Here is a 12,593-nt window from a genome sequence, read left to right as displayed (position 1 = left end):
ACCGGGCCTACGGATTCGCTGCTGTCTGTGGTTGGTAGCCCGGACAAGGCGCGCCAGCGCCGCCTCCGGGGAACCGCGCGCAACGTGCAAAACAGTTTTGTCATCAGGTCATGAGGATGAGCGTTTATGTTTGCTGATAAGACGTTGCCGTTGTTTGGCAGGAGGGGCAGATAAACCCGTAAAGCATCATAAATTCCCTTCAATCATGATGCTATCATATTGATGCAGAAGCGGTTGTATCCATTCTATAACATATTGAATAAAGGAAGCGTACTCTCCGTTGCTGCGCGCAATTATCAGCCAGTGCGAGATTATTTTCTCGCATTCAGCAAGTGTAAATTCATTCCAGCTTGTGTAATCAAAGGACTTATCCTCATGATTTCGTGGGTATAGCTTATTAATTCCAGCGGCCAGTATCTCAAAATCGGACTCGTAAATCATCAGACAGTCAACACTATAATCCCATCCCCCATCCGGATCTTCTTTATAAGGATAGATAAAACATCCAATTTTACTCTCTGTGCGACGATGTCTTTTTCGTAGAGTTGTTCGGCGCCCTTTAAGATTAAAATCAAGGTAATAAGGTGGTATTGGGGTATGCAGTGCGGTGGTTATTGCGATCAGGAACTTAGACCACTCTTTATGGTGTATTTCGCGGCTACACCAATAATCGACATCAATATATTTTTCTGACCATCGTAGATCGCAATACTGTTTTTTATGGTTCACGTGGAACGTTGTATCTGTATGGTAATCGTTTATTTGTTGCGTTCCCCAGTATTCGCGAAAAAATTCAGCTAACCTGTTTTTTTGCTCTTCAGGGGATAATGAGGGCGCAGAGATGAGGCGGGCGTTCATTGCTACTTCCTTAATGTCATATGTGTTTAAATCCAGTCGCGTACCTGAATAAACTCGCTCAGCGCCGCTTCCGGGCTACCCGCTTCTGGCTGCCAGTCGTACTCCCAGCGCACCAGCGGCGGCATCGACATCAGGATAGATTCAGTGCGCCCGCCGGTTTGCAGACCAAACAGGGTGCCTCTGTCCCATACCAGATTGAACTCCACGTAGCGACCGCGGCGGTAGAGCTGAAAATTACGCTCCCGCTCTCCCCAGACCATCGCTTTGCGTCGTTCGACAATCGGTAAATACGCCTCGGTGTAGCCGTTACCGACCGCCTGCATAAAAGCAAAACAGTGGTCGAAATCCGGCGTATTCAAATCGTCAAAAAACAGGCCGCCGATACCGCGTTGTTCGTTGCGGTGTTTGAGGAAAAAGTAGTCGTCGCACCACTTTTTATAGCGCGGATACACATCGTCGCCAAACGGCTGGCACAGGTCGCGGGCGGTGCGATGCCAGTGAACGGCATCCTCTTCAAAGCCGTAGTAGGGGGTTAAATCGAACCCGCCGCCAAACCACCACACCGGATCGGCGCCCGGTTTTTCGGCAATAAAAAAGCGCACGTTAGCATGGCTGGTGGGAATATACGGATTGTGCGGATGCACCACCAGCGATACGCCCATCGCTTCAAAGCTACGCCCGGCCAGTTCTGGCCGATGCGCGGTGGCGGACGCGGGCATCGCATCGCCGTGAACGTGAGAGAAATTAACGCCCGCCTGTTCGAAAATCCCGCCGTTGCGTAATACCCGGCTGCGTCCGCCGCCGCCCGCTTCGCGTCGCCAGCTATCTTCGACAAAGTTTGCGCCATCCACAGCGGATAACGTTTGGCAAATATCATCCTGCAGGCGTAGCAGAAACTGTTTTACGTGATGTGCATCGGGTTTCATGATTACCGTTTCTTCGTGTGTGCTTTCTGATTATCAAACCAGTGAAAATAACTGATGATGCCGTTGGCGATCGCCGTAGCGATTTTCTGGCGAAACGCCGTCGTGCCCAGCAGGCGTTCTTCTTCCGGATTGGTAATAAACGAGGTTTCGACCAGTACCGACGGAATTGACGGTGATTTTAGCACCACGAAAGCCGCTTGTTCGGTAGTGCGGCTGTGTAATTTATGTATGGGTTTGATTTTCTTGAGAATATGCGAACCCAGCGTCAGACTGTTTTTAATCGTATCGGTTTGCACCAGATCAAACAAAACTTGTTGTAATAGATGATCCCGGTCAGTGGCTTTTTTACCCGCCACTTCGTCTGCGCGGTTTTCACGTTCGGAGAGATACTTCGCCATGGCGCTACTGGCCCCGCGGTTGGAAAGCGCAAAAACGGAAGCGCCCGCCGCTTTCGGATTGGTAAAACCATCGGCATGAATGGACATAAACAGATCCGCGCCGTGCTTATGGGCGATTTCCACCCGATCGTACAGCGGAATAAAGGTATCCCCTGTCCGGGTTAAACGCGCATCGATTCCGTGATTTCGCAAAATAGCGCGTACGTTTTTGGCAATTGCCAGTACGACGTGTTTTTCCTGAGAACCGTTGCGGCCAATCGCGCCGGTATCGATGCCGCCGTGTCCGGGGTCGAGCATCACCAACCGTTTACTGCCGGTTTTTTTGGTTTTGGGTTTGCTGTGACCATTACTGGTTTTTAGCGTTTCTTCTTTGGCTATTGCGTGCGACATACCTGACAGCGTCAGGGCCGCCAGACCTGTTTTGAGTACCTGGCGGCGCGAAGTGAGAGTTTTTAGGAGTTTAAAAGTGCTCATACGGCCTGAGTTGTGAAAATTAAGTTCAAGATGTTATATCGTATCGCGTAATCCGTTACGACGGTTGGTGATGAGAATTGTTTTACTTTTCATTTCAATACGTGACACATCGCCATTATGCCATTTTTTCCGCTACATCGCGTCAGATATTGGCTGAATCAGATGTTTGCGCCATAATCTTGGTTTTTCCACCCGAAAAGGCAACGAATACCATGGAAATACGCGTTTTTCGCCAGGAAGATTTCGAAGAGGTGATTACCCTCTGGGAGCGTTGCGACCTGCTGCGTCCATGGAACGATCCTGAAATGGATATTGAACGCAAGGTGAATCACGATGTCAGCTTGTTCCTCGTTGCGGAAGTTAGCGGCGAAGTCGTCGGTACGGTAATGGGCGGTTATGACGGGCATCGCGGCTCGGCGTATTACCTGGGCGTTCACCCGGAGTTCCGCGGGCGCGGCATTGCGAATGCGCTGCTTAACCGGCTGGAAAAAAAACTCATCGCCCGCGGGTGTCCGAAAATCCAAATTATGGTGCGCGATGATAACGATGTTGTGCTGGGCATGTATGAACGTCTGGGGTATGAGCATTCTGACGCCCTAAGTTTGGGTAAACGCCTGATTGAAGATGAAGAGTACTGAGTTTCATCCAGCCGATTATGATGTACACGGACGTTTACGCCTGCCGTTTCTGTTCTGGTGCGTACTGCTACTTCAGGCGCGCGCCTGGGTACTCTTTGTCATTGCCGGTTCATCCCGTGGACAGGGTAATACTTTGTTAAACTTTTTTTATCCCGACCATGATAATTTTTGGCTGGGGCTGTTGCCCGGCGTTCCGGCGGTAGTGGCGTTTTTACTCAGCGGGCGGCGTGAAGCGTTTCCTGGTGTGTGGCGCTGGCTGCGCGGATTCCTGATCCTCGCTCAACTGGTGTCGTTGTGCTGGCTGCCGGCGATGTGGCTGGGTGGCGACCCGGTCAACGGCGTCGGGCTGGCGCTGCTGCTGGCGGACATCGTCGCGCTGATCTGGCTGTTAACCAATCAACGTTTGCGTGCCTGTTTTTCCCTTGAGAAAGAATAACGGCACTTTTTGGCGAACCCGTACTCCAACCAACGTTAATTAATAAAAGAAAGGAAGTGAGATGAAATCGCTGCGTTTGACTTTACTCGCACTGCCGCTGGCGCTGACCGGCTGCTCGACGCTCTCCTCGGTCAACTGGTCTGCCGCAAATCCATGGAACTGGTTTGGTTCCTCGACAGAAGTCACTGAGCAAGGCGTGGGAGCGCTGACCGCCGCCACGCCGCTGGAAGAGCCGGCTATTGCAGAGGCATTAGATGGCGATTATCGCCTGCGTAGTGGTATGAAAACCGATAACGGCAACGTGGTGCGCTTTTTCGAAGCGATGAAGGGCGACAGCGTCGCGATGGTGATCAACGGCGAGCAGGGAACCGTGAGCCGTATTGATGTGCTGGACAGCGATATCCCAACTGCCGCGGGGGGCAAAATCGGTACGCCGTTTAGCGACCTTTACAGCAAAGCTTTTGGTCACTGCGAGCCGGTTTCCAGCGATAGCCATACCAGCGTCGAATGTAAAGCTGAGGGAAGTCAGCATATTAGCTATGTTTTCTCCGGCGAGTGGAGCGGACCGGAAGGCTTAATGCCTCCTGATGACGTCTTAAAAAACTGGGACGTGCGCAAAATTATCTGGCGTCGTTAATTTGCGCCTGAACAAACCGCTTCGCTTAAAAACAAGGTAAAATAGCCTCCATTAATGCCACGACTGCGTGGCATTCTCATTTTCAGGAGGAATCATGTCTCAGGTTCAAAGTGGCATTTTGCCGGAACATTGCCGTGCGGCAATTTGGATTGAAGCCAATGTAAAAGGCGACCTGGACGCCCTGCGCGCGGCCAGCAGAACATTTGCCGATAAACTGGCGACCTTCGAAGTCAAATTTCCGGACGCCCATCTTGGGGCCGTTGTGGCGTTTGGCAACAATACCTGGCGTGCCCTGAGTGGCGGCGTCGGGGCGGAAGAACTGAAAGATTTTATTCCTTATGGTAAAGGACTGGCGCCAGCCACGCAGTATGACGTGCTGATCCATATCCTTTCCCTGCGCCACGATGTGAATTTTTCTGTTGCTCAGGCGGCGATGGAAGCCTTCGGCGACTGTATCGACGTGAAAGAAGAAGTTCACGGCTTCCGTTGGGTGGAAGAACGCGATCTGAGCGGCTTTGTCGACGGGACAGAGAACCCGGCGGGCGAAGAGACGCGTCGTGAAGTGGCGGTGATCAAAGATGGCGTGGATGCCGGCGGCAGTTATGTGTTCGTGCAGCGTTGGGAACACAATCTCAAGCAACTTAACCGGATGAGTATTCACGATCAGGAGATGATGATCGGGCGTACCAAAGAAGCCAATGAAGAGATTGACGGCGATGCGCGTCCGGCAACATCTCACCTGAGCCGCGTCGATCTCAAAGAAGATGGCAAAGGGCTGAAGATTGTGCGCCAGAGCCTGCCATACGGCACCGCCAGCGGTACTCATGGTCTCTATTTCTGCGCTTACTGCGCACGCCTGCACAATATCGAACAGCAGCTTCTGAGTATGTTCGGCGATACCGACGGTAAACGCGACGCGATGCTGCGCTTCACCAAACCGGTGACTGGCGGCTACTATTTTGCGCCGTCGCTGGATCGCCTGTTAGCGCTATAAGGTAAAACCCTGTCGGATGGCAGCGCAAACGCTTTATTCGACCTACGATTGGTAGGCCTGATAAGCGCAGCGCCATCAGGCAGAACAGCATGAAACAGCATAAAAATGCCCATCCCCGCCTCCGCGGGGATTTTTTTACCTAATATTTACCTGAATTAGTGAGCTATTCCTCAGCACTTATTTGTTATTACTGTATTTTCAGTGTTAATGGAGTGTAAGACTCCATATTCAAAAGGAGACATTGAAAATGGGTAAACTCACGGGCAAGACAGCATTGATTACGGGCGCATCGCAGGGCATTGGCGAAGGGATCGCTCGCGTATTCGCACGCCACGGCGCGAACTTAATCTTGCTGGATATCTCCGATGAGATTGAAAAGCTGGCGGATGAGCTGGGCGGGCGCGGACATCGCTGTACTGCCGTTAAGGCTGACGTCAGAGATTTTGCTTCGGTGCAGGCGGCGGTTGCGCGCGCCAAAGAGACTGAAGGTAGAATTGATATTTTGGTGAATAACGCTGGCGTGTGCCGTCTGGGCAACTTCCTCGATATGAGTGAAGAAGATCGCGATTTCCACATTGATATTAATATTAAAGGTGTCTGGAACGTCACCAAAGCCGTCCTGCCGGAGATGATTAAACGTAAAGATGGCCGCATTGTGATGATGTCTTCCGTCACGGGAGATATGGTGGCGGACCCGGGTGAAACGGCCTATGCGCTGTCAAAAGCCGCCATTGTCGGTTTAACCAAATCGCTGGCGGTAGAGTATGCGCAGTCCGGTATTCGTGTGAATGCCATTTGCCCCGGTTATGTAAGAACGCCGATGGCGGAAAGCATTGCCCGTCAGTCTAACCCTGACGATCCGGAATCGGTATTAACGGAAATGGCAAAAGCTATTCCGCTACGCCGTCTTGCCGATCCGCTGGAAGTAGGGGAACTGGCGGCATTTCTGGCTTCCGATGAGTCCAGCTATCTTACCGGAACGCAAAACGTCATTGATGGCGGCAGTACCCTGCCTGAAAGCGTAAGCGTAGGCGTCTGATTGATGCCGGTCTCCTCCCCGCGCCGCGTGGGGAGGGATTCTCTTATTCCCTTTTCAACTTTCAAATCATCAAACGGTATATAAAACCGTTACTCCTTTAGCGCTGGTTATAAATATGATGACCATAAGAAAGTCATTAAATTTATAAGGGTGCGCAATGGCCGTTAACTTACTGAAAAAGAGACCCCTGACGCTGGCAGCAATGCTGTTACTGGCAGGGCAGGCGCAGGCAACGGAGCTGCTGAACAGCTCATACGATGTCTCCCGCGAGCTGTTTGCCGCCCTTAACCCGCCGTTTGAGCAACAATGGGCGAAGGATAACGGCGGCGATAAGCTGACGATTAAGCAGTCTCATGCCGGGTCATCAAAACAGGCGCTGGCGATTTTGCAGGGTCTGAAGGCAGACGTCGTGACCTACAATCAGGTGACCGACGTACAGATTCTTCATGATAAAGGCAAACTGATCCCTGCCGACTGGCAAAGCCGTCTGCCGAACAACAGTTCGCCATTCTATTCCACGATGGGCTTCCTGGTGCGCAAGGGGAACCCGAAAAATATTCACGACTGGAGCGATCTTGTACGTTCCGACGTGAAGCTGATTTTCCCTAACCCGAAAACCTCCGGCAACGCCCGTTACACGTATCTGGCGGCATGGGGCGCGGCGGATAACGCGGACGGCGGCGATAAAGCCAAAACCGAACAGTTTATGATCCAGTTCCTGAAAAACGTCGAAGTGTTTGATACCGGCGGCCGCGGCGCTACGACTACCTTTGCCGAGCGTGGTCTGGGCGATGTGCTGATTAGTTTTGAATCGGAAGTGAACAACATCCGCAAACAATATGAAGCCCAGGGATTTGAAGTGGTGATCCCGAAAACGAACATTCTTGCTGAATTCCCGGTTGCCTGGGTGGATAAAAACGTGCAGGCCAACGGCACAGAAAAAGCCGCCAAAGCTTACCTGAACTGGCTGTATAGCCCGCAGGCGCAGACCATCATCACCCATTACTACTACCGCGTGAATAACCCGGAAATCATGGGCAAGCAAGCAGATAAATTCCCGCAGACCGAACTGTTCCGCGTGGAAGACAAGTTTGGTTCCTGGCCGGAAGTGATGAAAACGCACTTTGCCAGCGGCGGCGAGCTGGACAAACTGTTGGCGGCGGGGCGTAAGTAATGCTTGCCGTTTCTTCCCGACGCGTGCTGCCCGGCTTTACGTTAAGCCTCGGCACCAGTTTGCTGTTTGTCTGCCTGATCCTGCTGTTGCCGTTGAGCGCGCTGGTGATGCAGCTCTCACAGATGAGCTGGTCGCAATACTGGGATGTCGTGACCAACCCTCAGGTGGTGGCTGCCTATAAAGTGACGCTACTGGCGGCATTTGTGGCATCGATTTTTAACGGCGTGTTTGGTCTGCTGATGGCGTGGATTTTAACCCGCTACCGTTTTCCGGGGCGCACGTTGCTGGATGCGCTGATGGATCTGCCATTTGCGCTGCCGACAGCGGTAGCGGGGTTAACGCTGGCCTCGCTGTTCTCAGTGAACGGTTTCTACGGTCAGTTTCTTGCGCAGTTTGATATCAAAGTGACCTATACCTGGCTCGGTATTGCGGTGGCGATGGCCTTTACCAGCATTCCATTTGTGGTGCGCACCGTCCAGCCGGTACTGGAAGAGCTGGGGCCGGAATATGAAGAAGCGGCACAAACGCTGGGGGCCACCCGCCTGCAAAGTTTTCGCAAAGTCGTGCTGCCTGAGCTGTCGCCTGCGCTGATTGCCGGCGTGGCGCTCTCTTTTACCCGTAGCCTTGGCGAGTTTGGCGCGGTGATTTTTATCGCTGGAAATATTGCCTGGAAAACAGAAGTGACCTCGCTGATGATTTTTGTGCGTTTGCAGGAGTTTGATTACCCCGCCGCCAGCGCCATTGCCTCGGTGATCCTTGCGGCATCACTGCTGCTGCTGTTCTCAATTAACACTCTGCAAAGTCGCTTTGGTCGACGTGTGGTAGGTCATTAATGGCGGAAGTGACTCAATTGAAGCGATACGACGTCCCCCGTATTAACTGGGGAAAATGGTTTCTGATTGGCGTCGGGATGCTGGTTTCGGCGTTTATCCTGCTGGTGCCGATGATTTACATCTTCGTGCAGGCGTTCAGCAAAGGGTTAATGCCGGTACTGCAAAATCTGGCCGATCCGGACATGCTGCACGCCATCTGGCTGACGGTGTTGATTGCCTTGATCGCAGTGCCGGTGAATCTGGTGTTCGGTATTCTGCTGGCGTGGCTGGTGACGCGCTTTAACTTCCCCGGACGTCAGCTACTGCTGACCCTGCTGGATATTCCCTTTGCCGTCTCACCGGTGGTGGCCGGTCTGGTCTATCTGCTGTTTTACGGCTCCAACGGCCCGTTGGGCGGCTGGCTGGATGAGCATAATTTGCAAATGATGTTCTCCTGGCCGGGGATGGTACTGGTCACTATTTTTGTCACCTGCCCGTTTGTGGTGCGCGAACTGGTGCCAGTGATGCTCAGTCAGGGCAGTCAGGAAGATGAGGCGGCGATTTTACTGGGCGCATCCGGCTGGCAAATGTTTCGCCGCGTGACGTTGCCGAATATTCGCTGGGCGCTACTTTACGGCGTGGTGTTAACCAACGCCCGCGCGATTGGCGAGTTTGGCGCGGTGTCGGTGGTGTCCGGCTCGATTCGCGGCGAAACGTTATCGCTACCGTTACAGATTGAATTACTGGAGCAGGACTACAACACCGTCGGCTCCTTTACCGCCGCCGCATTGTTGACGCTAATGGCGATTATTACCCTGTTTTTGAAGAGCATGTTGCAATGGCGTCTGGAGAATCAGGAAAAACGCGTGCAACAGGAGGAAAATCATGAGCATTGAGATCGCCAGAATTAAGAAATCGTTTGGTCGTACTCAGGTACTGAATGATATCTCGCTGGATATTCCTTCCGGCCAGATGGTTGCCTTGTTGGGGCCGTCAGGTTCCGGCAAAACGACGCTGCTGCGCATTATTGCCGGGCTGGAACATCAGTCCAGCGGCCATATTCGTTTCCACGGTACGGACGTTAGCCGCCTGCACGCGCGTGAGCGTAAAGTCGGTTTTGTGTTTCAGCACTATGCGCTGTTTCGCCATATGACGGTGTTTGACAACATCGCTTTTGGCCTGACGGTGCTGCCGCGACGCGACCGCCCAACTGCGGCGGCGATTAAAACGAAAGTGACGCAATTGCTGGAGATGGTGCAACTGGCGCACCTCGCGGATCGCTTCCCCGCCCAGCTTTCCGGCGGACAAAAACAGCGCGTGGCGCTGGCGCGCGCGCTTGCCGTAGAACCGCAAATTCTACTGCTGGATGAACCCTTTGGCGCGCTGGATGCCCAGGTACGTAAAGAGTTACGTCGCTGGTTGCGCCAGCTACATGAAGAACTGAAATTCACCAGCGTCTTTGTCACCCACGATCAGGAAGAAGCGACGGAAGTGGCGGATCGGGTGGTGGTGATGAGTCAGGGCAATATCGAACAGGCTGATGCGCCGGATCGGGTGTGGCGTGAACCGGCAACCCGCTTCGTACTGGAGTTTATGGGCGAGGTGAACCGCCTGACAGGCACCGTCCGCGGCGGGCAGTTTCACGTTGGCGCGCATCGCTGGCCGCTGGGTTATACGCCCGCGTACCAGGGGCCGGTCGATCTGTTCCTGCGTCCGTGGGAGGTGGATATTAGCCGCCGCACCAGCCTGGATTCTCCGCTACCAGTACAGGTCATTGAGGCCAGCCCGAAAGGTCATTATACACAGCTAGTGGTGCAGCCGCTGGGGTGGTATCACGATCCGCTGACGGTGGTGATGGCGGGTGAGGATGTTCCGGTTCGCGGCGAGCGTTTGTTTGTTGGACTGCAAAAAGCGCGTCTGTATAACGGCGACCAGCGTATTGAAACGCGTGAAGAGGAACTTGCTCTGGCGCAATCGGCCTGATAGGTTAATTTGTATAGTTATCGCCCGGTGGCGCTACGCTTACCGGGCCTACAGCGTATATCGTGATTTTGTAGGCCGGGTAAGCACAGCGCCACCCGGCATTTTTATTGAGCTGAAAACGTGAATACATTAGAACAAACCATCGGCAATACGCCGCTGGTCAAATTACAACGTCTGGCGCCGGATAACGGCAGTGAAATCTGGGTCAAGCTGGAAGGCAATAATCCGGCAGGATCGGTGAAAGATCGCGCGGCGCTATCGATGATTGTCGAGGCGGAAAAGCGCGGGGAAATTAAACCGGGCGATGTCCTGATTGAAGCGACCAGCGGCAACACTGGCATTGCGCTGGCGATGATCGCCGCGCTGAAAGGTTATCGCATGAAGCTATTGATGCCAGACAACATGAGCCAGGAGCGTCGGGCGGCAATGCGGGCCTATGGCGCGGAACTGATTCTGGTCACTAAAGAGCAGGGAATGGAAGGGGCGCGCGATTTAGCGCTCGCTATGTCTGAACGAGGCGAGGGCAAACTGCTCGATCAGTTTAATAATCCCGATAACCCGTATGCCCACTACACGACCACCGGCCCGGAAATCTGGCGGCAAACGTCAGGTCGCATCACCCATTTTGTCTCCAGCATGGGCACGACCGGCACCATTACCGGCGTGTCGCGTTTTCTGCGCGAGCAGGAAAAACCGGTCACTATCGTTGGCCTGCAGCCGGAAGAGGGCAGCAGTATTCCGGGCATTCGACGCTGGCCTGCGGAATATATGCCGGGCATTTTTAACGCCTCGCTGGTAGATGAGGTGCTGGATATTCATCAGAATGATGCCGAAAACACCATGCGTGAACTGGCCGTTCGTGAAGGGATTTTCTGCGGCGTCAGCTCTGGCGGCGCGGTAGCGGGCGCGTTACGCGTCGCACGAGCCACGCCCGGCGCGGTAGTGGTGGCGATCATCTGCGATCGCGGCGACCGTTACTTGTCTACCGGCGTGTTTGGTGAAGAGCATTTCAGCCAGGGGGCAGGGATTTAAACGAGGTGCCATCGTCGTATGGCACCCGTGTGTTATAGCGTTTTATCCGTTTCCGCAATAAGCGCATGTAAATAAGGCTGCGCGTTTTCATCGCTTTTACCGGGAATTTTAACGATATAGGGTTTTCCGGTGATGGACGACGACGACGCGACTTTATCGATAAACTGTTCGGCGGTGTCGATACGATTGCGCGTGTTGCCCAGTTTTAAGCGCAGGTGCGATACGGCTTCCTCGCAGTTATGCGCATCACCGTTACGAACGAATGTCAGATCCTTTTTCTGCGCTAGCGCATTCAGCATGACGTTAATGCGCGCTTCTTCGTGGGCGTTTAGCTTCGCCCAGGCGGGGAGGGTCAGCAGGAGCGCAACGACGGCGCAGACAATTTTCTTCATGGTAAAATCCTTTTTCATGCGATAATCACTGCACCTCAGACCGTTAGCCGGGTAATAAGTTGCACTCCTGGTGTGGTTATTTCTGTGAGTGCGCCAGCGTGAGTTCATCCAGAAAACGCCACAGCTTTTCATTCATTTGCTGGTAATCCCATGCGCGCATCTCGGCAACCGAGCGGATAAAACGCTTCCCTTGCGCGTCGGCCAGCTCCTGCTGCGAATGTTGGATTAATCCTTCAACCGCCTCGACGGTAAATTCCATATGACACTGGAAGCCGTAGACAAAATTACCGTACTGCACTATCTGACGTGGACAGCCGGCACTTTCGGCCAGCACGGTCGCCTGATCGGTGAGTCCTGGCATATCGTTGTGCCAGTGGCCGACGATTAACGGAGAGCCAAAGTGGGCGATAAGCGGATGCCGCAGACCGGCTTCAGTGAGCGTAATAGGGTAGTGACCAATCTCTTTTTCCGGACTCTGGCACACAGCGGTGCCCAGCGCCTCGCCAATGAGCTGCGAACCAAGACAAATGCCGATAACCATTCGCCGGGCCGTAATCGCCTGATTAATTAAGTGCTGTTCGGCGCGAGAGTCAAAGTACGGGCACTCTTCGCGGGTGGTGCGCGGCGACTGCGGACCGCCAAATACCACGAGCATATCGAACTCATCGGCATTGGGCGGTAGCGCTTCTCCGGCATAGACGCGCGACCATGAAATGGTATAACCGCGATCTTCAGCCCATTTCAGATAAGCGCCAGCGGATTCAAACGACTCATGGACAACAAAATGAACTCGCACGTTA

At 53.5% G+C, this 12,593-nt stretch carries 15 protein-coding genes and 1 pseudogene; 10 read left to right on the top strand and 6 right to left on the bottom strand.

Translation table 11 applies throughout. The annotated features are described in order from the left end of the window. Nucleotides 1-124 precede the first annotated feature (124 nt). The 4 genes and pseudogenes from ACLD4F_RS07535 to amiA form a co-directional block, all read right to left on the bottom strand. Nucleotides 125-187 (bottom strand): annotated as a pseudogene (locus ACLD4F_RS07535) (hypothetical protein); the annotation flags it as partial. Then, entirely contained in the window at nucleotides 187-858 is a 672-nt protein-coding gene (locus tag ACLD4F_RS07530) for a hypothetical protein (RefSeq protein WP_000994058.1), read from the bottom strand. The gene ACLD4F_RS07530 and the pseudogene ACLD4F_RS07535, both read right to left, overlap by 1 nt. Before the next feature lie 26 nt (nucleotides 859-884). Continuing rightward, a complete protein-coding gene (gene hemF / locus ACLD4F_RS07525) occupies nucleotides 885-1,784 on the bottom strand; it encodes an oxygen-dependent coproporphyrinogen oxidase (protein WP_000801339.1) in 900 nt (299 codons plus the stop codon). Nucleotides 1,785-1,786: 2 nt separating this feature from the next. Beyond that, complete coding sequence (gene amiA, locus ACLD4F_RS07520; RefSeq protein ID WP_000102880.1) at nucleotides 1,787-2,656, bottom strand: N-acetylmuramoyl-L-alanine amidase AmiA; 870 nt, start codon at nucleotides 2,654-2,656, stop codon at nucleotides 1,787-1,789. Nucleotides 2,657-2,868: 212 nt separating this feature from the next. Between amiA and ACLD4F_RS07515 the strand changes: the two genes are divergently transcribed. The 10 genes from ACLD4F_RS07515 to cysM all read left to right on the top strand — a co-directional run bounded on the left by ACLD4F_RS07515 (nucleotide 2,869) and on the right by cysM (nucleotide 11,401). Beyond that, on the top strand, nucleotides 2,869-3,294 hold the full coding sequence (locus ACLD4F_RS07515) for a GNAT family acetyltransferase (RefSeq protein WP_000406008.1): 426 nt from the start codon (nucleotides 2,869-2,871) through the stop codon (nucleotides 3,292-3,294). Next, on the top strand, nucleotides 3,281-3,730 hold the full coding sequence (locus ACLD4F_RS07510; protein ID WP_047607523.1) for a DUF2919 domain-containing protein: 450 nt from the start codon (nucleotides 3,281-3,283) through the stop codon (nucleotides 3,728-3,730). The genes ACLD4F_RS07515 and ACLD4F_RS07510 overlap by 14 nt, the downstream gene beginning before the upstream one ends. 61 nt (nucleotides 3,731-3,791) lie before the next feature. Then, nucleotides 3,792-4,367 carry an RpoE-regulated lipoprotein gene (locus ACLD4F_RS07505; protein ID WP_000838971.1) on the top strand — a complete coding sequence of 192 codons (576 nt, stop codon included), beginning with the start codon at nucleotides 3,792-3,794 and terminating at the stop codon, nucleotides 4,365-4,367. Between the two features lie 94 nt (nucleotides 4,368-4,461). Beyond that, nucleotides 4,462-5,361: a porphyrinogen peroxidase gene (gene yfeX, locus ACLD4F_RS07500; RefSeq protein WP_000084583.1), complete on the top strand. Its 900-nt coding sequence runs from the start codon at nucleotides 4,462-4,464 to the stop codon at nucleotides 5,359-5,361. A gap of 247 nt (nucleotides 5,362-5,608) precedes the next feature. Continuing rightward, complete coding sequence (gene ucpA, locus ACLD4F_RS07495) at nucleotides 5,609-6,400, top strand: SDR family oxidoreductase UcpA (protein ID WP_000517460.1); 792 nt, start codon at nucleotides 5,609-5,611, stop codon at nucleotides 6,398-6,400. 157 nt (nucleotides 6,401-6,557) lie between these two features. Then, nucleotides 6,558-7,574, top strand: a complete 1,017-nt coding sequence (gene cysP, locus ACLD4F_RS07490) for a thiosulfate/sulfate ABC transporter substrate-binding protein CysP (RefSeq protein ID WP_411010759.1) — start codon at nucleotides 6,558-6,560, stop codon at nucleotides 7,572-7,574. Then, a complete protein-coding gene (gene cysT / locus ACLD4F_RS07485) occupies nucleotides 7,574-8,407 on the top strand; it encodes a sulfate/thiosulfate ABC transporter permease CysT (RefSeq protein ID WP_000881746.1) in 834 nt (277 codons plus the stop codon). The genes cysP and cysT overlap by 1 nt, the downstream gene beginning before the upstream one ends. After that, nucleotides 8,407-9,282 (top strand): sulfate/thiosulfate ABC transporter permease CysW, encoded by an 876-nt coding sequence (gene cysW, locus ACLD4F_RS07480; RefSeq protein WP_023218204.1) that lies wholly within the window; start codon nucleotides 8,407-8,409, stop codon nucleotides 9,280-9,282. The genes cysT and cysW overlap by 1 nt, the downstream gene beginning before the upstream one ends. Then, nucleotides 9,272-10,369 carry a sulfate/thiosulfate ABC transporter ATP-binding protein CysA gene (gene cysA / locus ACLD4F_RS07475; protein ID WP_000021076.1) on the top strand — a complete coding sequence of 366 codons (1,098 nt, stop codon included), beginning with the start codon at nucleotides 9,272-9,274 and terminating at the stop codon, nucleotides 10,367-10,369. The genes cysW and cysA overlap by 11 nt, the downstream gene beginning before the upstream one ends. A gap of 120 nt (nucleotides 10,370-10,489) precedes the next feature. Then, entirely contained in the window at nucleotides 10,490-11,401 is a 912-nt protein-coding gene (gene cysM, locus ACLD4F_RS07470; RefSeq protein WP_001093875.1) for a cysteine synthase CysM, read from the top strand. Nucleotides 11,402-11,433: 32 nt separating this feature from the next. On the opposite strand, the gene ACLD4F_RS07465 is transcribed toward cysM, so the two are convergent. Beyond that, nucleotides 11,434-11,811 carry a YfeK family protein gene (locus ACLD4F_RS07465; RefSeq protein ID WP_411010758.1) on the bottom strand — a complete coding sequence of 126 codons (378 nt, stop codon included), beginning with the start codon at nucleotides 11,809-11,811 and terminating at the stop codon, nucleotides 11,434-11,436. Between the two features lie 58 nt (nucleotides 11,812-11,869). Next, nucleotides 11,870-12,589, bottom strand: coding sequence for a type 1 glutamine amidotransferase (locus ACLD4F_RS07460; protein ID WP_411010757.1), 720 nt, complete (start codon nucleotides 12,587-12,589; stop codon nucleotides 11,870-11,872). Nucleotides 12,590-12,593 lie beyond the last annotated feature (4 nt).

The organism is Salmonella sp. 741265050_HSA, assembly GCF_046569445.1.
GTDB lineage: Bacteria > Pseudomonadota > Gammaproteobacteria > Enterobacterales > Enterobacteriaceae > Salmonella > Salmonella enterica.
The sequence above is the reverse complement of the archived record's forward strand: the minus strand, read 5'-3'. Positions and strand labels throughout refer to the sequence as shown.

Excerpts from the sequence above, each read along its gene's own strand:
- cysA (WP_000021076.1), top strand. The coding sequence starts at position 9,272 with ATGAGCATTGAGATCGCCAGAATTAAGAAATCGTTTGGTCGTACTCAG.
- ucpA (WP_000517460.1), top strand. The coding sequence starts at position 5,609 with ATGGGTAAACTCACGGGCAAGACAGCATTGATTACGGGCGCATCGCAG.
- cysT (WP_000881746.1), top strand. The coding sequence starts at position 7,574 with ATGCTTGCCGTTTCTTCCCGACGCGTGCTGCCCGGCTTTACGTTAAGC.
- ACLD4F_RS07510 (WP_047607523.1), top strand. The coding sequence starts at position 3,281 with ATGAAGAGTACTGAGTTTCATCCAGCCGATTATGATGTACACGGACGT.
- yfeX (WP_000084583.1), top strand. The coding sequence starts at position 4,462 with ATGTCTCAGGTTCAAAGTGGCATTTTGCCGGAACATTGCCGTGCGGCA.
- hemF (WP_000801339.1), bottom strand. The coding sequence starts at position 1,784 with ATGAAACCCGATGCACATCACGTAAAACAGTTTCTGCTACGCCTGCAG.
- amiA (WP_000102880.1), bottom strand. The coding sequence starts at position 2,656 with ATGAGCACTTTTAAACTCCTAAAAACTCTCACTTCGCGCCGCCAGGTA.
- ACLD4F_RS07465 (WP_411010758.1), bottom strand. The coding sequence starts at position 11,811 with ATGAAAAAGGATTTTACCATGAAGAAAATTGTCTGCGCCGTCGTTGCG.
- ACLD4F_RS07530 (WP_000994058.1), bottom strand. The coding sequence starts at position 858 with ATGAACGCCCGCCTCATCTCTGCGCCCTCATTATCCCCTGAAGAGCAA.
- cysP (WP_411010759.1), top strand. The coding sequence starts at position 6,558 with ATGGCCGTTAACTTACTGAAAAAGAGACCCCTGACGCTGGCAGCAATG.
- cysW (WP_023218204.1), top strand. The coding sequence starts at position 8,407 with ATGGCGGAAGTGACTCAATTGAAGCGATACGACGTCCCCCGTATTAAC.
- ACLD4F_RS07505 (WP_000838971.1), top strand. The coding sequence starts at position 3,792 with ATGAAATCGCTGCGTTTGACTTTACTCGCACTGCCGCTGGCGCTGACC.
- ACLD4F_RS07515 (WP_000406008.1), top strand. The coding sequence starts at position 2,869 with ATGGAAATACGCGTTTTTCGCCAGGAAGATTTCGAAGAGGTGATTACC.